The following is a 17,035-nucleotide window of genomic DNA, read 5'->3' on the forward strand; positions in this document are numbered from 1 at the left end:
ACCAACGGCCGGTCCCGGCCCGACGCCACTCCCGGGATGCCGGTGCTCCGCCTCCTGCGGCGTTTGTCGGGCCGCGCGCCGGGTAGCCCCTGCCGACCGTGCCGCGCCCTACTGCGGAGGACAGACATGATGGGACCCGGTGACACCGGCTCCGACCCGTGGGATGAATTCCTGGCCAGGTACTTCGGTCGGGGCGAGGGAGGGCGCCGACCGCCGCACCGGGTCGACATCACCCGACTCATGACGGCGGACGCCCGGGAGATGTTGGCCGATGCGGCCCGGCGTGCCGCCCAACGCCACAGCAGCGACCTGGACACCGACCACCTGCTCTGGGCGGCGTTGCAACGCGAACCGCTGCGTGACCTGGTACGCCGCGCCGGCGCCGACCCGGACACCCTGCTCAACGCGCTCGGCGGAAAGGGCGACGGGGCGCCACGCGGGGAGGTGCCGCCCAACCTGTCGTTGACCCCGGCCGCCAAGCGGGCGTTGCTCGACGCCCATCAGCTGTCCCGGGCGATGGGCGCCAACTACATCGGGCCCGAGCACATCCTGATGGCGCTGCCGCTCAACCCGGAGTCGCCGGCCGGGCGGATGCTGGCCGCCGGTCGGATCCAACCCGAGTCGTTGCAGGCCGCCAACGCCGAGCGCGGGCCGATGACCGGGCCGAAGCCCGATCGCGGCACGCCCACCCTCGACCAGTACGGGCAGGACCTCACCGACCTGGCCCGCAACGATCAGATCGACCCGGTGATCGGTCGGGCCGACGAGATCGAGCAGGCCGTGGAGATCCTGTCCCGGCGTACCAAGAACAACCCGGTGCTGATCGGCGAGGCCGGCGTCGGCAAGACCGCCATCGTCGAGGGGCTGGCCGAACGGATCTGCGACGGTGACGTTCCGCAGACCCTGCTCGGCAAGCGGGTCGTCCAACTCGATCTCGCCGGCCTGGTCGCCGGTACCCGGTACCGGGGTGACTTCGAGGAGCGGTTGAAGAAGGTGATCGACGAGATCCGGGCACACCGGGACGAGCTGATCATCTTCATGGACGAGATCCACACCCTGGTCGGGGCGGGTGGCGCCGGCAGCGAGGGCGGGATGGACGCGTCCAACATGCTCAAACCGGCGCTGGCCCGCGGCGAACTGCGGGTGATCGGCGCGACGACGCTGGACGAGTACCGCAAGAGCATCGAGAAGGACGCCGCGCTGGCCCGGCGCTTCCAGCCGGTGCTGGTGCCCGAGCCCAGCGTCGACGACACCATCGCCATCCTGCGCGGTCTGCGCGACCGCTACGAGGCACACCACCAGGTGCGCTTCACCGACGAGGCGTTGGTCAGCGCCGCCGAGCTGTCCGACCGGTACGTCACCGACCGGTTCCTGCCGGACAAGGCCATCGACCTCATCGACCAGGCCGGCGCGCGGGTGCGGTTGCGTACCCGTACGCCCGCCTCCGACGTGCGGGAGCTGGAGCAGGAACTCGACGAGGTACGCCGGGACAAGGAACAGGCCGTCACCGACGAGCAGTACGAGCGCGCGTCCGCGTTGCGTGACCGGATCTCCGAGCTGGAGGCGGATATCCGTCGCGCGAACGGCGACGACTCGTCCACCTCGCAGGTGCCCGAAGTGGGTCCGCAGGAGATCGCCGAGGTGGTGTCCCGCGCCACCGGTATCCCGGTCAGCCAGCTCACCGAGGAGGAACGGGACCGGCTGCTGCGCCTGGAGGGGCAACTGCACCAGAAGGTGGTCGGCCAGGATGACGCGGTCACCGCTGTCGCCGAGGCCGTCCGTCGCTCCCGAGCCGGGCTGGCCGACCCGGAGCGGCCGATGGGCAGCTTCCTGTTCCTCGGCCCGACCGGCGTCGGCAAGACCGAGCTGGCCCGTGCCCTGGCCGAGGCGTTGTTCGGCGAGGCGGACCGGATGGTCCGGGTGGACATGAGCGAGTTCCAGGAGCGACACACGGTCAGCCGGCTGGTCGGCGCCCCACCCGGGTACGTCGGCTACGAGGAGGCCGGCCAGCTCACCGAGGCGGTGCGTCGCCGCCCGTACGCGGTGGTGTTGCTCGACGAGATCGAGAAGGCCCACCCGGACGTGTTCAACATCCTGCTCCAGGTCCTCGACGACGGGCGGCTGACCGACAGCCAGGGCCGCACGGTGAACTTCAAGAACACCGTCCTGATCATGACGAGCAACCTCGGTTCCGAGCTGATCACGGGCAGCCAGCGCAGCGTCGGGTTCGGCACCGGGGCGCCAGGCAGCGAGCAGGAGAGCGACGAGCTGCGTGAGCGGCTGATGCGCCGCCTGCAGGAGAACTTCCGCCCGGAGTTCCTCAACCGCATCGACGAGGTCATCATCTTCCGCCGGCTCGAGGCCGAGCAGTTGCGCGACATCACCGCGTTGCTGCTGGAGGACACCCGCCGCCGCATGCACGCCCAGGACCTCCAGGTGGAGTTCACGACCGCTGGCATCGACTGGCTCGCCGAGCACGGCTACCAGCCGGAGTTCGGTGCCCGCCCGCTGCGCCGGGTGATCCAGCGCGAGGTGGACAACCATCTGTCCCGGATGCTGCTGGAGTCGGCGATCTCACCCGGGCAGAAGGTCGTCGTGGACGTCCGCGACGGCGCGCTCACCTTCGACGTGACCGCGGGCGAGCGGGGGTACACCGCTGCCACGACGACGCACCCGCGATGAGCGGGCCGGCGCGACGAGGTGAAGACGAGGACCCGCACGAGCCGGCGGAGTCCGCGAAACCCCGGGACGAGGACGACCATCCCGGCCCGATCCTGGCGCCGCCGACCGCGAACCCCCGCAGGACGCGGGTGCCCGCGGGGGGCCTGCATCCGAAGACCGACCAGGAGGACCCGGAGACGTCCGGGCCGTCGCCTGCGAGAGGAGACCCGATGGTACGCGAAGCGCGGCTCGACCCCGAGGTGGAAGTGCTCTGGGAGGACTTCCACGCCGAGGTCAACGTCCCGTCGGAGCAGCTGCGGACGTGGCTGCTGACCCGAGGCTCCGGGGAGAATTCGTTCGGCCCGAACCCGAACCTCGACCTGCCCCAGCCGGGCCGGGAGATTCTCAAGGTGCTGAACAAACGCAAGGTCGACCTCACCCCGGAGGACATCGAGGTGATGCGGGAAGCGGTCGAGCGGATCCGCGAGCTGATGGACGCCAAGCCGTCGCGCGGCAACGCCGACGACACGTGGCGGCACTCGCTGCTCGACCTCGGGCACGACCCGCTGGTCGAACGCTGAACGGTGTCACGCGCAACGGTGCCGTCCCCGCCGGGGACGGCACCGTCGCCTTCGGCTACTGGCCCCGGTTGGGCTCCAAGCTGGCGATGGTCAGCCCCGCCGCGTCGGCGGCGGCATCGCGTTCGGCGCGGGTCTGGTCCTCCCGGGTGAGCAGATTCGCGTACTCGGTGACGTCGGCCGGGTCGGGCACCGTCGGCAGGCGGCGCAGGAACGCCTCCACCTCACGGGTGGCGGCGGTGTGCGCGGCGGCCGCCTGGCGCAGCAGCTCCCGGTCGTCGGCGGGCGGGTAGAGATCGGTCATGTTCGCCAGATACCCGGACAGCGGCGGTTCGCACCGCCACCGGCCGGGAATACCTCCCGCTCAGCCCGGTCGGACCCCGCTGGGCTGCCGGACGCCGAAACCCGGGTTGCGGGGCAGCCAGGCCAGGTACGCGGGATGCGGGGCCAACGAGTCGACGTACGCCGCCTTGGCCGTCTCCAACACCAGCTCGGCCTCCCGGGCGGCGGGGGAGTCCGGATGCCAGCCGAGCAGGAGCCGCCAGCGCAGCGGTATGCCGGCGAGTCGACGGGTGACCAACCCGGCCACCGGGCGGAACGTCGCCTGGCACAGCGCCACCGCCACGCCGGCGTCCACCAGGTCGACGCAACCACGGATGTCGGTCTCGTACACCTTTCGAGGGGTGAAGCCGGCGCGCGCGCAGGCGGCGGCGAAGCAGTCGCTGAAGCAGCCGTCGCCCGGCGCGGCCACCCACTGCTCGTGGCGCAGGTCCCCCAGGCGCACCTCGTCGTGTGCCGCGAGGGGGTGCGTCTCCGGCAGCAGCACCAGCACCGGGTCGACGGCCACCTCCTGCCAGCTCAACCCGAACCCGGCCGACGGGCTGGCGTCGCCGCACACACCGGTGAGCGCGAAGTCCAGTCGGCCGCCGGCCACCAACTGCGCCAGCTCGTCGACCGACCAGGAGGCCAACGTGGTGATCTGGGCGGGGGGTTGCTCGGCCGCCAACCGGTGCACCATCCGGCCCAGGATCGGGCTGTTCACCCCACCGAGCCGGTAGCAGGGTGGGGCGTCACCGGACCCGGCCAGGCGCGCCGCCTCGTCCTGCAGCCCCTTCATCGCCGGCAGCAGCACCCGGGCCCGAGCCAGCACCAGCTCACCGAGTGCGGTGGGCCGGGCTCCGCGCCGGTCCCGGTCGAACAGCGGGCCGCCCAGCGTCCGCTCGATGCGCTGGAGCTGGGCGGTGAGCGCCGGCTGGGCCAGGCCGAGCGCCGACGCCGCTTTTGTCACACTCCCCGTCTCCGCGATCGCGCAGACCACCCGCAGGTGACGCAGCTCCAGGTTCATAGGGTGACGGTAGGACTACGCGTCAGCCGGCGGAATAGCCCAAGTGGATTGGTGATGATGAATGCACTGGCGGCCGTCGCCGCCCCTCAGTCCCGAGGTGGCTCCGGCAGGTCCGCCAGATACGTCGGCCGGCGGGTCACCGCGTCGAGCACCTTGTCCACCACCCCGACCGCCGGCTCCACGATCCGGTTCCACGGAGGGGTGGCCGGAGTGCCCGGGTGCGGTCGGGTCGGTGCCGCCTCCTCGGCGATCTCCAACCGGTTGCCGAGCCGGATCAGCTCCTCCTCGGTCGCGACCGTCCGCAGCTCGGTGACGAGCGAGCCCACCCCGGCGACGTGCCGACGCACCCGCTCGGCCACTTCGGTGAGCGCCTCGTCGGTCAACCCCTTCAGTGCGTTGAGCAGGCTGGCGTCGGCGTTGATCTCAGCATCCACCCGTTCGGAGGCGTGCGGCAGCGCGGCCCGTACCGCCGGCAGCAGGTACTGCTCCTCGGCCGACAGGTGTCGCGACAGCGCGGCGGTGAGCACCGGCAACCCTTCCTGCCCGGTGGCGTCCGGACCGGCCAACTGCTCCAGCAGCGCCAGCAGTTGGCGGTGCTCCCGGTCGACGATGTCGGCGATGTTGCGGCCACCGGGGCGGAAGCCCTCCTCGGGCGCGGGCGGCAGTGGCGGCAGGGGAACGGCGGACATGATGCCCTCCTCGACTGGCGGGCGTAAGCGCCGGCAGGGATGTGCGGTCACGGGCGGCGGTACCCGAACGCGTTCCCGGCGAAACCGGGCCTGTCGATGCGTCGCCCTGCGGCTGCCGGCGCGCCGGGCCGTCCGCACCGGTGCGCCGGGCGGCCGGCCAGCTCCGGCTGGTATGAAGAGCCGATGACGAGCGATGCGGCCTCCGGACGACCCGACCCCACCGCAGAGGTCGTGGACCTCTGCCGCGACCTGCTACGTATCGACACCACCAACACGGGAGACAACGACACCAGCGTCGGCGAACGCCGCGCCGCCGAGTACGTGGCGGAGAAGCTCGCCGAGGTCGGCGTGGAGTCCGTCCTGCACGAGTCCGCGCCGGGTCGGGCGAACGTGGTGGCCCGCATCCCGGGCACCGACCCGAGCCGTGGCGCTCTGCTCGTGCACGGTCACCTGGACGTGGTGCCCGCCGACGCCGACGAGTGGTCGGTGCACCCGTTCTCCGGCGAGCTGCGCGACGGCTACCTGTGGGGCCGGGGCGCGATCGACATGAAGGACTTCGACGCGATGGTGCTCGCCGTGGTGCGGCACTGGCAGCGCACCGGCGTACGACCCCCACGCGACATCGTGCTCGCGTACACCGCCGACGAGGAGGCGGGCAGCGACTACGGCGCACGGTTCCTCGTGGAGCACCACCGTGACCTCTTCGACGACTGCACCGAGGCGATCGGCGAGGTCGGCGGCTTCTCGTACTCGGTCAACGACAGCCAGCGGCTCTACCTCATCGAGACCGCCGAGAAGGGCATCGACTGGCTGCGGCTGCACGCCAAGGGCCGCCCCGGGCACGGCTCGATGATGCACGACGACAACGCGGTCACCGCACTCGCCGAGGCGGTCGCCCGGATCGGCCAGCACCGCTTCCCGGTGGTGGTCACCGACACCGTCCGGGCCTTCCTGACCGAGGTCTCCGACGTGCTCGGCATCGAGTTGGACCCGGACGACCCGGAGACGGCCATCGCCAAACTCGGCCCGATCGCCAACATCATCGGCGCGACCATCCGCAACACCGCCAACCCGACCCGGTTGAGCGCCGGCTACAAGGACAACGTCATCCCCGGCCGGGCCACCGCCACCATCGACTGCCGCAGCCTGCCCGGCCAATCCGAGCTGCTGGAGCGGCAACTGCGCGAGCTGGTCGGCCCGGACATCGCGATCGAGTACGTCCAGCGGCAGCCGGCGCTGGAGACCACCTTCGACGGTGACCTGGTCGAAGCCATGTCAGCGGCCCTGCGAGCGGAGGACCCGGGGGCGCGGCCGGTGCCGTACATGCTCTCCGGCGGCACCGACGCGAAAGCGTTCTCACAGCTGGGCATCCGTTGCTTCGGGTTCGCCCCGCTTCGGCTGCCCGCCGACCTGAACTTCTCGGCGTTGTTCCACGGCATCGACGAGCGCGTTCCGGTGGACGGACTACAGTTCGGCGTGCGGGTTCTCGACCGGTTCCTCCGCACCTGCTAGCCGGTCCGGCAGAATGCCGCCGGCGCAACCTCCCCAACGTGAAGGGACTGCCCCACATGACCGACCAGCACGGTGAGCTGGACGCCGCTCTCGAGCGGGTGATCGAAGCGGCCCGCCACCACCTGGCCGCCGTACGCGCCGCACAGGGCCGTGTCGACGACGACGACGTCTGGCAGGCGTACGTGGCGTTGAACAACGCCTCCTTCGCCTACGACGAGCGGTTGCTCGACGCCTTCGGTGAGGTGACGCCGTGGGATGTCGACTCGATCGACCCGGACGAAGCCGACGAGCGTTTCGGCGGCGCCGAGGGTGCCGACGCCAGCGACCCGCACCCACGGGTGATCTCGGTGCGGCAGCGCCGTGACTACCGGGTGCCGAGCGTGGCCGCGCTGCTGCGGGTCGCCGAGGTGGCCCGCCGCGAGGGCACCCCGGAGGACGACGAGCCGGCACCGGTGGAGGGAGTCGGCGAGGCGGTGCTGGAGCTGCTGCAGAGCGGCGACGGCTCGCTCGGTGCGCTGGACGTCCCCGAGCTGGAACCGCTCGACGGGGTGGTCATGGTCAGCGAGGTGGGCACCCCGGTCGACCTGGAGTCGTTCGACGACGACGACGCGGTCGGCCCGTTCCAGCCTGCGGCCGACGACCGGCTGGTCGGCCGGCTCGACGAGCACCCGTTCCTGGAGCTCGACGACGACCACGACCACGCCGGGCACCAGCACTAGGCAGTGCGACGCCCGGGGCCCCGCGCGGGCCCCGGGCGAACGGCCCTCAGTACGACAGACCCGGCTGCGGCTGGTTGACCCGCCGACGACGCAGCACCACCTGGCGCGTGCCGTCCCGGTACAACCGCACCCGGGCCAACTCCCACCCGGAGAACTCCGCCTGGATCGCCAACTGCGCCGCGGCGGTCAACCGGTCGACGTTCGGCGGCAGCCGTAGCGGCGCGTATTCGTAGTCCATACACCCATGCTGCCCAGCCCAGCGGCCGTTCGCCACCCCCTCGGGGGTGACCAACACCGCTGCCGTGGGTGGTTCGTGCCGACCTGTGCGCGCCCGCGTGGTCTCTGCCGCCCGGGGCGTCAGCTGGTCGGGACGTTGACCGTGAGCAGGGCTGTCAGCGCCGGCGCGGCCAGGGCGACCGCCCGGACCCCGCCCGGGTCGACCACCAGCCCCCACGACGGGTCCGGCCAGTCCTCGAGCAGTTCGGCGCAGGGCAGCGCGACGAACGGCACGCCGTCCCCGGCGAACGCGGCGAGGGCACCGGGAGAGGTGAAGACCGGCAGCAGCGGCGCGCCGGTGGCATCACCGACCACCGTCCATGGGAAGTCGGCGTCGGCCGCCGGCGCCCCGGCCAGCGGGACGCACACGGTGGCGCCGGCCAGCGCCGCGAGGTAGCCGGGCAGGTCGCGTCGGTCAGCCGCCGCAGCGAGCGGACCCCCCACCGGCGCCTCGGCGGGCCGGGTGCCGGTCGGCTCGGCTGGCCGCCTCGCCGGGGCGGGTTGCTCGGCTGGCTGCCTCGGCGGCGCGGGTCGCTCGGCTGGCCGCCTCGGGGGCGCGGGTCGCTTGGCCGGCGGCACGGCACGGCAGGAGAGCGCACCCGGCCGGTCGGTGAGCACCTCGGCGGCGGTACGGGTCACGAACACGCTGAGGCGCTCCATCTGCTCCGGAGTGCGCGGTGCCTCGTACCACCAGCCCCCGCCGCCGGTCGGACGGTGCCAGCCGAGCGCGGCCAGGCGTGCCTCGTCGTGGCCCGGGCAGACCACCCGCACCGCGTCGCGGCGCACCAGCAGCCAGATCCTGCGCGGACCGGCGGAGAGCTCCAGGTCGGTGTCGCGGTCGCACCGGGCGACCGTGTTCCGCAGACGCGCGGCGATCTCCGGCCAGGTCGGCGACGTCACGCCGGTGAACCCGGCAGACGGTCGTCCAGCCGCCCGAGCCGGGCGACGGTCTCCTCCAGGCGGCCCAGCGCCGAGAAGTCGCCGGGCTTGCCGAACAGGTCGGTGAGGCCCGCGCCGAGCGCGACCTCCAACCCCTCGGTGTGCTCGTCGACGTGCTCGGTGGCTGCCACACGAGCCCGCCGGTACGCGTCGAGCACCAGCTCCGCCAGCCCCTCGGTGCCAGCGCGCAGGGCGACGGGCGTGACGGTGAGGCCGGTCAGCGCTCCGGTGGCGTCGACGGTCGCCGAGACCAGCCCGCTCTCGTCGGTCGCGGTGCCGGACAGCTCGGCCAGGTCGTCGCCCAGGCCCGCGAACCGGCGCTCGATGTCGGCGATCCGCCCGGCGAGCGCGTCGAACGCGGACGACGGGTCAGTCATGAGAATCCTCCCCCGTGGATGGTGCCACCGGGCCGGGTGGTGCCCGGCAGCCGGGGAATCGTATCGTCGGTGCGCTCGACTCATGGGGGAGGAACGGCATGCCACCGGACATCGAAGTCGACGTGCAGGCGGTCCGTCGATTGGAGACAGCCGCCAAGCAGGTCGCCAGCTCGCTCGCTGCGTTGGAGGGGCAGATCGTCTCGGCCGGTGACGTGCCGTCGGACGCCTTCGGCCACCTGCCGTTCGCCAGCGACCTGCTGCGCGAGAAGTACGCCGAGCAGGTCACCGGCGGTAAGGAGTTGTTCGGCGCGGCGAATGCCGCGTTCGGCCGGGTGGCCGGCGCGTTGGCCGACACGGTCGAGGCGTACGAGCGCAACGAGCAGGACCTCGACGACGGGTTCAAGGCCATCCAGTCGGGGCTGCCCGGATGAGCGGGCCGGCCGGTAGCGCCGTCCAACTGTGGAACGGTCTCGACAGCGCGCTCTCCGGGGTGCAGGACGCGGTCGACAGTGTCTGCCGGACCCTGGCCTGGCCGCTCATCCAACTCGTCGACATGGTCGACGGTGAGCCCGCCGCCCTGCGTGCGAAGGCCGCCGAGTGGGACGCGCTCGCCACGCAGGTGCGTGAGCTGGCCGACGGGCACCGCGGCGTCCGCGAGGCCGCGCAGCCCGGGTGGCGCTCACCCGCCGGCGAGGCGTACGGCCAGCGGCTGGCCGAGGTCGAGCAGCAGATGCTCGACGTCGCCGAACAGTTCGCCGCGACCGCCGAGTACCTGCGGAGTGTCGCCGACGGTCTGCAGACCGTGCACGACGTGCTCGTCGACCTCTGCGTCGAGTTCGTGAACTTCCTGCTGGTGACGCTGGTGACGGCGTTGCTGATGGCGCCGATCACCATGGGTGCGTCCTGGGCGGCCGGCCTGGGCGTCGCCGTGACCAGGGGCATGATCGTGCTCACCCGGATGCTGAAGGTCATCCGCCCGCTGGCGACACACCTGCAGAAGGTCATCCGCCTGCTGCAGCGGGTCATGCTGTATCTGCGCAAGCTGCGCAACCACCTCGACAAGCTCGTCGACATGCAGAAGAAGCTGCGCACCGGCCAGAAGTACGCCGACAAGCGGCACGCCGCCGGCAAGGCCGACAAGTGGCACCACAAGTTCCTCGACCCCAGCAAGGGCACGTACAAGCTGGGCAAGTCGGGTTCGCCATTCGACATGGGCGCCCTCGACCGGGCCGCCGCGCTGCGGGCGCACGGCGTCGCCGACGGCGCCCGGGTGATCGCCCGGGACTGGGCGACCAACCTGCCGTGGAACGTGCCGAACTCAGTCGTCCACGGCGTCACCTGGGGCACGGTCGCCCTCACCAGTGGCCTGTCCGTTCCCGGCAGCGATCAGGTCAGCGACCAGGTCGACCAGGCGGTGCAGGGCGGCGCCGACTGGATCGACCAGAATGTCTTCGGGCAACCGCCGGCCGGCCAGCCGGCGGGCCGCTAGGGAGGCGCGTGATGTCAGGGGAGCGGGGCCGGCTCGGTCGGTTCACAGACGCGGTGCTCGGCGGCGCGCGGGCAGCCCGGGACAAGGCCCGTGAGCTGCGCGACGAGTTCCGCACCAGCGACGAACCCGAACGTGCCCTCGTCGCGCCGCTGCTGCCCGGGCAGGAGCTGCGCTACGTGGGGCTCGCTCCGGTCCGTGCCCCCGAAACGCACAGGGCCGGGCGGCAGTTCGCCGACGTGATGGCCAACGAGTTCGCCGAGTCGCTCGACCCGAAGGTGCTGTTCGGGCTGCTCAACATCGTCAACCCGGTGGTCTGGGTGGACGCGGTGCTGACGCCGGTCCGGCTGGCGGCGGGCGTGCTGCTGCTGCCGGGCAAAGCCGCTGCCGTCGCGGTGGGTCTGCCGGCGGCGGCCGAGCCGGAGCCGGGCCCGCCACACCAGCGGGTGCCGATTGCGCTCACCGAGGAGCAGGAGGCGTTCCGCGCGCTGTTCCGGCTCAGCCAGTACCGCCCGCTGGCCGACCAGCTCGCCGAGATCGCCTACCGGCGTCGGTACGTCTTCTCAGGTGACCTCGCCACCCTCGCCGGCAGCCTGCTGCTCTTCCTGGAGCGTTACACGGGCACACCGCTGGCGGTGACCGACACCCATCTTCACCTGCTGCGGATGGGGTCCCGCCCCGACGCCGACCGGCCCGACCGGCGCCAACCGCGGGTGCTGTGGAGCGTCGATCGTGCACGGGTGACCCGCGTCGACTCCGAGGGGGGCGTGGCCGGTCTGATGCACTTCCCGTCCACTGTCTTCTTCGACGACGGCTCGTGGATCCGGATCGTCAACCCCGCGACCCGCGACGACCAGTCCCGGTTCCTGACCGCGATCCGCGAACTCCCCGGCACGCGCCCGGCGCAGTGACCCGGTCGGCGGGTCAGCCGTCGCGTTCCGGGTAGCCCACCGGCACCGCCGAGACGTCGTCCAGTGCGGTGGTGATCTCCTCGGGCAGTGTGATCCGTTCCACCTGGAGCGCGCCGAGCAGTTGCCCCACCGTCCGCGCGCCGAGGATCGGCGCGGTCACCCCCGGCCGGTCCCGGATCCAGGCCAACGCCACCTCCAACGGCGACACCCCCAGGCCACCGGCCGCGGTCGCCACCGCCTCCACGATGCTGGAGCAACGCGGCTCCAGGTACGTCGAGACGAACCGCTCGAAGTGCGGCGACGCGGCTCGGGAATCCGTCGGACGGCCGTGCCGGTACTTGCCGGTGAGCACCCCCCGACCCAGCGGTGACCAGGGCAGCAGGCCGAGGCCGAGCGCGTCGCACGCGGGCAGCACCTCCCGTTCCACCCCCCGCTCCAGCAGCGAATACTCCATCTGGGTCGCGACTACCGGCGCCCGCCCGGGCCAGGCGGTCTGCCAGGCGGCGGCCCGCGCGGTCTGCCAGCCGGAGAAGTTCGACACTCCGACGTAGCGGACCTTGCCGCTGGCCACCGCGTGGTCCAGTGCGGCCAGGGTTTCCTCGAGCGGGGTGTCCGGGTCGTACCCGTGCACCTGGAACAGGTCGACGTGGTCGGTGCCGAGCCGGCGCAGCGACGCGTCCAACGTCCGCAGCAGGTGCCCGCGGGAGCCGTCGCGGCGGCGGCCGCTGCCCGGGCGCAATCCCGCTTTCGTGGCGATCAGCAGCTCGTCGCGGGGCACGAGGGTGCCCAGCAGTGAGCCGATCACCGACTCCGCGTCGCCGTCGCCGTACACATCGGCGGTGTCGATCAGGTTGCCGCCCGCGTCCAGGTAACTCTTCAGCTGGGCGGCCGCATCGTCGGCATCGGTGTCCCGGCCCCAGGTCATGGTGCCGAGCGCGAGCCGGGAAACCGCCAGCCCGCTTCGGCCGAGCGGTCGCTGTTGCATGGGTGAACCTTATTTCGAACCTGCCGCCACGGATATCCTCGCTCCCGTCAACTCTGCCGGTTCTGCCGGTTCCGCCGATCACGGGCACCGCGACGGGCGGGCAACCAACGCGTCGAGCCGGTGATCGAGTCCGTTTTCGTCATTGCGTAACCTGATGCGACCTGTGCCACGGATGGGGGAGGACCAGTGCGACTCGGGCTCAGTCTTGGATACCAGACCGCGTGGAGCACACCGGCCGATCACCTGGCCCTGGCGCAGGAGGCGGACCGTCTGGGCTACTCGGTGGTGTGGGCGGCGGAGGCCTACGGCTCCGACTCGCCCAGCATGCTCGCCTGGATGGCCGGCCAGACCGAACGGATCGACGTCGGCGCCGCGGTGATGCAGATCCCCGCCCGCACGCCGGCCGCCACCGCGATGACCGCCGCCACCATCGACGCCCTCTCCGGCGGCCGCTTCCGGCTCGGCCTGGGCGTCTCCGGCCCGCAGGTCTCCGAGGGCTGGCACGGCGTGCGCTTCGCCAAGCCGCTCGCCCGGACCCGCGAGTTCGTCGACATCGTCAAGCTGGCCATCGCCCGCAAGGAGGTGGCCTACCACGGCGAGCACTACACACTGCCGCTGCCGGACGGCCCCGGCAAGGCCCTGCGACTGGGCTTCCACCCACCACGCGAGCACATACCGATCTACCTGGCCGCGGTCGGCCCGAAGAACCTGGAACTGGCCGGCGAGATCGCCGACGGCTGGCTGGCCGTGTTCTACGCCCCGGAGTTCGCCGAGGAGCAGCTCGCCTCGGTCCGCGCCGGGCGGGCCAAGGTCGGCAAGGAGCTGGCCGGCTTCGACGTGGTGCCGTCGGTGCCCGTGGTGATCGGCGACGACGTGGCCTCCTGCGCCGAACTCGTCCGCTGGTACGCCGCGCTGTACGTGGGCGGCATGGGCAGCCGTGAGCAGAACTTCTACAACCAGCTCGCCACCCGGATGGGTTACGGCGACGCCGCCCGCGACGTGCAGGACCTGTACCTGGCCAAGCGGCAGCGCGACGCCGCCGCCGCCGTACCCATGGAGTTCATCGACCGCACCTCGCTGCTCGGCCCGAAGGAGCGCATCGCCGAGCGGATGCGGGAGTACGCCGCCGCCGGCGTCACCACGCTGTCGGTGACCCTGTTCGTGGCCGACCGGGACAGCGGTGTGCAGACCCTGCGTACCGTCGCCGAGGCACTCGACCTTTCGGGAGTCGGCGAGTGACCTGGGTTGAGGCCATCGTCCTGGGCATCGTCCAGGGACTGACCGAGTTCCTTCCGGTCAGCTCGTCGGGGCATCTGCGGATCACCTCGGCGATCTTCTTCGACCGTGACGCCGGCGCGTCGTTCACCGCGGTCACCCAGCTCGGCACCGAAGCCGCCGTGCTGATCTACTTCGCCAAGGACATCTGGCGGATCACCCGTACCTGGCTGGTCGGCATCAGGGACAAGTCGGTCCGTTCCAGCCTCGACTACCGGATGGGCTGGTACGTGATCGTCGGCTCGATTCCGATCGGGCTGTTCGGTTTCGTGTTCAAGGACCAGATCAAGACCGCCGGGCGCAACCTCTGGGTCGTGGCGACCACGCTGATCGTGTTCGCCTTCGTGTTGGCGTTCGCCGAGTACTGGGGGCGGCAGACCCGCACCCTGGAGAACTTCCGGATGAAGGACGGCGTGGTGATGGGCTTCGCCCAGGCCATGGCGCTGGTCCCCGGGGTGTCCCGCTCCGGTGGCACGCTCACGGCCGGCCTGCTGCTCAACCTGACCCGGGAGGCGGCGGCCCGGTACTCGTTCCTGCTGGCCATCCCGGCGGTGGTGATGTCCGGCGTGTTCAGCCTCGGGGATGTCTTCGAGCCGTCCGCGCCGGGCACGTCGGTGCCCACCGTGGCCCAGACGATCGTGGCCACCGTCATCGCGTTCGGCATCGGCTACGCGGCCATCGCCTGGTTGCTGCGTTACGTGGCCCACCACACCCTGTACGTCTTCGTGCTGTACCGGGTCGCGCTGGGCACCCTGGTCCTGGCCCTGCTGCTGACCGGCACGATCGACGCCACCTGACCGGCCGACCCGTCGACGGCCCCTGTCCCGCCTTCCGGCGGGCCGGGGGCCGCCTTCGTTCCGGCCCCGCCTGTGCACCCGCCCGGCCTCCGACACAGGCCGACGGCGAGGCCCGTGGGTGGCGGCCCGAGCCCATCACGGCCAGGGCCGGGAGCAGGCCATAGGGTGGTCGGTGTGGCAACCCTTCTGCTTCTGCGACACGGCCGGACCACGGCGAACGCCGATGGCGGCCTGGCCGGCCGTCAACCGGTCGAGCTGGACGACACCGGGCGCGCCCAGGCCGCCGCGGTGGGCGAGCGGCTGCGCGGGGTGCCGCTGGCCGCCGTGGTGACGAGCCCGCTGATCCGGTGCCGACAGACCCTGGAGTTGGCGCTTCCGGAGGCCGCCCCGATCGTCGAGGACGGGTTGATCGAGTGTGACTACGGCAGCTGGGAGGGACAGCAGCTGAAGAAGCTCGCGAAGGAGCCGCTCTGGCCGGTGGTCCAGCAGCGCCCCAGCGCCGCGGTCTTCCCGGACGGGGAGGCGATGGCGGCGATGGCCGCGCGGGCGGTCGCGGCGGTTCGATCCTGGGACGCCCGGGTGAGCGCCGAGCACGGGCCCGAGGCGCTGTGGCTGGCGTGCAGCCACGGCGATGTGATCAAGGCCATCGTGGCGGACGCGCTCGGCGTACACCTGGATCTTTTTCAGCGGATCGTGGCCGACCCGGCGTCGGTGACCGCGATCCGGTTCACGCCGCTGCGGCCGTTCCTGGTCCGGCTCAACGACACCGGCGGTGACCTCCAGGCCCTGGTGCCGCCGCCGCGCAAGCGGCGTCGGCGGGCTCCCCGCGCGGCTGATTCGGACGCCACGGTCGGCGGCGGGGCAGGTGCGGCCTCGTGAGGGCGATCCGGACCACCCGCCGTGTCGGCGCGATACCCCCGCCTGATCATCGGCTGAGGTCGACGGTGGCCGGCGGGTGGGCCGCCACGCCCGGTTATAGCTGCTGGTACGCCGGGCGCGCCGCCGCTGAGGCGATTCGGGTCGGTGGGGTGCGCGGTGCCATGGCGGGCCGGATAGGGTCGTGGGTATGACCCACCAGGTGCACGCCTTCGAACCGCCGGAGCGGTTCGTCGCCGGGACTGTCGGGCCTCCGGGGGAACGCGCGTTCTTCCTGCAGGCCCGCGGCGGCGGCAGGCTGGTCAGCGTCGCGCTGGAAAAGGTCCAGGTGTCCCTGCTGGCCGAGAAGCTGGAGGAGCTACTCACCGAGGCGCAGCGCCGCTTCGGGGTGGATCTGCCCGAGCTTGCGCCGGTGATCGGCGACAACGAGCCGCTGGACACGCCGGTCGACGAGGAGTTCAGGGTCGGGACCCTCGGGCTGGCCTTCGACGTGGACACCGCCACCGTGGTGATCGAAGCGATCGCCGCGGGCGAGGTGGAGCCCGAGGTCGAGCTGGACGAAGACGACGACGAGGACGAAGAGCCGGACGAGGACCTGGACCGCCTCCGGGTCCGGCTCACCCCGCAGGCGACCCGCCAGTTCATCGAGCGGGCCCGGCGAGTGGTCAACGCGGGTCGGCCTCCGTGCCCGCTCTGCGGCCAACCGTTGGACCCCGCCGGGCACCTCTGCCCGCGGCACAACGGTTATCACCGGTGACCTCGTCGGGCCTCCAGCCTCGCCAGGACGGCGACGCCGCGCTGCGGCTGCTGCGTGACGGCGTGCTCGACCTGGAGGGTCGGCTGGTCGACGCGTCGAACACGACGCTGCGCGGCATCCTGACCCTGGACGGGATCACCGCCCGCTGCGTCTACAAACCGGTCCGTGGCGAGCGCCCGCTCTGGGACTTCCCGGACGGCACCCTCGCGGGGCGGGAGGTCTCGGCGTACCTGGTGTCCCGGGCCACCGGTTGGGGCCTGGTGCCGCCCACCGTGCTGCGCGACGGTCCGTTCGGCCCCGGCTCCTGCCAGCTGTGGATCGACGAGCCGGAGGACGTCGAGCCGCTCGTCGGTTTCCTGCCCGCCGGTGAGCTGCCGCCCCGCTGGTTCCCGATCGCCGCCGCCAGAGACGACGACGGCGCCGCGTACGCCCTCGCCCACGCCGACGACCCCCGGCTGGCCCGACTCGCGGTGCTCGACGCGGTGATCAACAATGCGGACCGTAAGGGCGGTCACGTGCTGGTCGGTGCCGAGGACCGGATCTACGGGGTGGACCACGGGGTGAGCTTCCACGTGGAGGACAAGCTGCGTACGGTGCTCTGGGGCTGGGCCGGCAAGCAGTTGCCCCCGGACGCCGTGGAGATGCTCGACGGGCTCGCCGGGCAGGTCGCCGGGGCGCTCGGCGCGGAGCTGGCCGACCACCTGACGATCAGTGAGATGACCGAGTTGGCTGCCCGGATCGACCGGCTACGGGAGAGCGGCCGCTTCCCGCAGCCGCCGGAGGACTGGCCCGCGGTGCCCTGGCCGCCCATGTGACCCGCTGTCATCTTGATCACCCGTGGGGCGCTCCGAC

At 72.1% G+C, this 17,035-nt stretch carries 19 protein-coding genes; 12 read left to right on the plus strand and 7 right to left on the minus strand.

All coding sequences use genetic code 11. The features are described 5' to 3' along the window. The first annotated feature begins 126 nt into the window (after window positions 1-126). Complete coding sequence (locus tag JOD64_RS30540) at window positions 127-2,682, plus strand: ATP-dependent Clp protease ATP-binding subunit (protein WP_204945440.1); 2,556 nt, start codon at window positions 127-129, stop codon at window positions 2,680-2,682. A gap of 209 nt (window positions 2,683-2,891) precedes the next feature. After that, entirely contained in the window at window positions 2,892-3,242 is a 351-nt protein-coding gene (locus JOD64_RS30545; protein ID WP_204945441.1) for a DUF3140 domain-containing protein, read from the plus strand. 55 nt (window positions 3,243-3,297) lie between these two features. Here JOD64_RS30545 and JOD64_RS30550 read toward each other — a convergent pair whose 3' ends face one another. The 3 genes from JOD64_RS30550 to JOD64_RS30560 all read right to left on the minus strand — a co-directional run bounded on the left by JOD64_RS30550 (window position 3,298) and on the right by JOD64_RS30560 (window position 5,273). Then, the gene (locus JOD64_RS30550) at window positions 3,298-3,543 is read right to left on the minus strand and encodes a hypothetical protein (protein ID WP_204945442.1); all 246 of its coding nucleotides are present in this window, start codon (window positions 3,541-3,543) and stop codon (window positions 3,298-3,300) included. Between the two features lie 60 nt (window positions 3,544-3,603). Further along, a complete protein-coding gene (locus JOD64_RS30555) occupies window positions 3,604-4,584 on the minus strand; it encodes a LysR family transcriptional regulator (RefSeq protein ID WP_204945443.1) in 981 nt (326 codons plus the stop codon). A gap of 86 nt (window positions 4,585-4,670) precedes the next feature. Beyond that, window positions 4,671-5,273: a hemerythrin domain-containing protein gene (locus tag JOD64_RS30560; protein WP_204945444.1), complete on the minus strand. Its 603-nt coding sequence runs from the start codon at window positions 5,271-5,273 to the stop codon at window positions 4,671-4,673. Window positions 5,274-5,456: 183 nt separating this feature from the next. On the opposite strand from JOD64_RS30560, the gene JOD64_RS30565 reads away from it, so the two are divergent. Together JOD64_RS30565 and JOD64_RS30570 are read left to right on the plus strand one after the other, a co-directional pair. Next, window positions 5,457-6,785 (plus strand): M20/M25/M40 family metallo-hydrolase, encoded by a 1,329-nt coding sequence (locus JOD64_RS30565; protein ID WP_204945445.1) that lies wholly within the window; start codon window positions 5,457-5,459, stop codon window positions 6,783-6,785. Window positions 6,786-6,841: 56 nt separating this feature from the next. Beyond that, on the plus strand, window positions 6,842-7,504 hold the full coding sequence (locus tag JOD64_RS30570; protein ID WP_204946333.1) for a hypothetical protein: 663 nt from the start codon (window positions 6,842-6,844) through the stop codon (window positions 7,502-7,504). Window positions 7,505-7,550: 46 nt separating this feature from the next. On the opposite strand, the gene JOD64_RS30575 is transcribed toward JOD64_RS30570, so the two are convergent. The 3 genes from JOD64_RS30575 to JOD64_RS30585 form a co-directional block, all read right to left on the minus strand. Next, complete coding sequence (locus tag JOD64_RS30575; RefSeq protein WP_013734349.1) at window positions 7,551-7,742, minus strand: DUF5703 family protein; 192 nt, start codon at window positions 7,740-7,742, stop codon at window positions 7,551-7,553. 119 nt (window positions 7,743-7,861) lie between these two features. Then, window positions 7,862-8,680, minus strand: a complete 819-nt coding sequence (locus tag JOD64_RS30580) for an SseB family protein (protein ID WP_204945446.1) — start codon at window positions 8,678-8,680, stop codon at window positions 7,862-7,864. After that, window positions 8,677-9,096, minus strand: a complete 420-nt coding sequence (locus tag JOD64_RS30585) for a YbaB/EbfC family nucleoid-associated protein (protein ID WP_204945447.1) — start codon at window positions 9,094-9,096, stop codon at window positions 8,677-8,679. Before JOD64_RS30585 ends, JOD64_RS30580 begins: the two co-directional genes overlap by 4 nt. Before the next feature lie 98 nt (window positions 9,097-9,194). Here JOD64_RS30585 and JOD64_RS30590 point away from each other — a divergent pair, with 98 nt between their 5' ends. From JOD64_RS30590 to JOD64_RS30600, 3 genes are read left to right on the plus strand one after another with little or no spacing between them, the layout of a single operon-like run. Beyond that, window positions 9,195-9,527 (plus strand): hypothetical protein, encoded by a 333-nt coding sequence (locus JOD64_RS30590; protein ID WP_204945448.1) that lies wholly within the window; start codon window positions 9,195-9,197, stop codon window positions 9,525-9,527. After that, a complete protein-coding gene (locus tag JOD64_RS30595; RefSeq protein WP_204945449.1) occupies window positions 9,524-10,585 on the plus strand; it encodes a WXG100 family type VII secretion target in 1,062 nt (353 codons plus the stop codon). Before JOD64_RS30590 ends, JOD64_RS30595 begins: the two co-directional genes overlap by 4 nt. A gap of 11 nt (window positions 10,586-10,596) precedes the next feature. Beyond that, window positions 10,597-11,493 (plus strand): hypothetical protein, encoded by an 897-nt coding sequence (locus tag JOD64_RS30600; protein WP_204945450.1) that lies wholly within the window; start codon window positions 10,597-10,599, stop codon window positions 11,491-11,493. A 13-nt stretch (window positions 11,494-11,506) separates the two neighbouring features. Here the strand turns inward: JOD64_RS30600 and JOD64_RS30605 are convergent, their stop codons facing one another. Beyond that, entirely contained in the window at window positions 11,507-12,478 is a 972-nt protein-coding gene (locus JOD64_RS30605) for an aldo/keto reductase (RefSeq protein ID WP_204945451.1), read from the minus strand. A gap of 186 nt (window positions 12,479-12,664) precedes the next feature. Here JOD64_RS30605 and JOD64_RS30610 point away from each other — a divergent pair, with 186 nt between their 5' ends. From JOD64_RS30610 to JOD64_RS30630, 5 genes are all read left to right on the plus strand, one after another. Then, on the plus strand, window positions 12,665-13,717 hold the full coding sequence (locus tag JOD64_RS30610) for an LLM class F420-dependent oxidoreductase (protein ID WP_204945452.1): 1,053 nt from the start codon (window positions 12,665-12,667) through the stop codon (window positions 13,715-13,717). Further along, the gene (locus JOD64_RS30615) at window positions 13,714-14,550 is read left to right on the plus strand and encodes an undecaprenyl-diphosphate phosphatase (RefSeq protein ID WP_204945453.1); all 837 of its coding nucleotides are present in this window, start codon (window positions 13,714-13,716) and stop codon (window positions 14,548-14,550) included. Before JOD64_RS30610 ends, JOD64_RS30615 begins: the two co-directional genes overlap by 4 nt. A 165-nt stretch (window positions 14,551-14,715) precedes the next feature. Beyond that, window positions 14,716-15,429 (plus strand): MSMEG_4193 family putative phosphomutase, encoded by a 714-nt coding sequence (locus JOD64_RS30620; RefSeq protein WP_204945454.1) that lies wholly within the window; start codon window positions 14,716-14,718, stop codon window positions 15,427-15,429. A gap of 187 nt (window positions 15,430-15,616) precedes the next feature. Next, complete coding sequence (locus JOD64_RS30625; RefSeq protein WP_204945455.1) at window positions 15,617-16,183, plus strand: DUF3090 domain-containing protein; 567 nt, start codon at window positions 15,617-15,619, stop codon at window positions 16,181-16,183. Then, the gene (locus JOD64_RS30630) at window positions 16,180-16,998 is read left to right on the plus strand and encodes an SCO1664 family protein (RefSeq protein ID WP_204945456.1); all 819 of its coding nucleotides are present in this window, start codon (window positions 16,180-16,182) and stop codon (window positions 16,996-16,998) included. Before JOD64_RS30625 ends, JOD64_RS30630 begins: the two co-directional genes overlap by 4 nt. Window positions 16,999-17,035: the final 37 nt, after the last annotated feature.

This window comes from Micromonospora luteifusca (assembly GCF_016907275.1).
GTDB classification, from domain to species: Bacteria; Actinomycetota; Actinomycetes; order Mycobacteriales; family Micromonosporaceae; genus Micromonospora; species Micromonospora luteifusca.

Excerpts from the sequence above, each read along its gene's own strand:
- JOD64_RS30540 (WP_204945440.1), top strand. The coding sequence starts at position 127 with ATGATGGGACCCGGTGACACCGGCTCCGACCCGTGGGATGAATTCCTG.
- JOD64_RS30545 (WP_204945441.1), top strand. The coding sequence starts at position 2,892 with ATGGTACGCGAAGCGCGGCTCGACCCCGAGGTGGAAGTGCTCTGGGAG.
- JOD64_RS30550 (WP_204945442.1), bottom strand. The coding sequence starts at position 3,543 with ATGACCGATCTCTACCCGCCCGCCGACGACCGGGAGCTGCTGCGCCAG.
- JOD64_RS30555 (WP_204945443.1), bottom strand. The coding sequence starts at position 4,584 with ATGAACCTGGAGCTGCGTCACCTGCGGGTGGTCTGCGCGATCGCGGAG.
- JOD64_RS30560 (WP_204945444.1), bottom strand. The coding sequence starts at position 5,273 with ATGTCCGCCGTTCCCCTGCCGCCACTGCCGCCCGCGCCCGAGGAGGGC.
- JOD64_RS30565 (WP_204945445.1), top strand. The coding sequence starts at position 5,457 with ATGACGAGCGATGCGGCCTCCGGACGACCCGACCCCACCGCAGAGGTC.
- JOD64_RS30570 (WP_204946333.1), top strand. The coding sequence starts at position 6,842 with ATGACCGACCAGCACGGTGAGCTGGACGCCGCTCTCGAGCGGGTGATC.
- JOD64_RS30575 (WP_013734349.1), bottom strand. The coding sequence starts at position 7,742 with ATGGACTACGAATACGCGCCGCTACGGCTGCCGCCGAACGTCGACCGG.
- JOD64_RS30585 (WP_204945447.1), bottom strand. The coding sequence starts at position 9,096 with ATGACTGACCCGTCGTCCGCGTTCGACGCGCTCGCCGGGCGGATCGCC.
- JOD64_RS30590 (WP_204945448.1), top strand. The coding sequence starts at position 9,195 with ATGCCACCGGACATCGAAGTCGACGTGCAGGCGGTCCGTCGATTGGAG.
- JOD64_RS30595 (WP_204945449.1), top strand. The coding sequence starts at position 9,524 with ATGAGCGGGCCGGCCGGTAGCGCCGTCCAACTGTGGAACGGTCTCGAC.
- JOD64_RS30600 (WP_204945450.1), top strand. The coding sequence starts at position 10,597 with ATGTCAGGGGAGCGGGGCCGGCTCGGTCGGTTCACAGACGCGGTGCTC.
- JOD64_RS30605 (WP_204945451.1), bottom strand. The coding sequence starts at position 12,478 with ATGCAACAGCGACCGCTCGGCCGAAGCGGGCTGGCGGTTTCCCGGCTC.
- JOD64_RS30625 (WP_204945455.1), top strand. The coding sequence starts at position 15,617 with ATGACCCACCAGGTGCACGCCTTCGAACCGCCGGAGCGGTTCGTCGCC.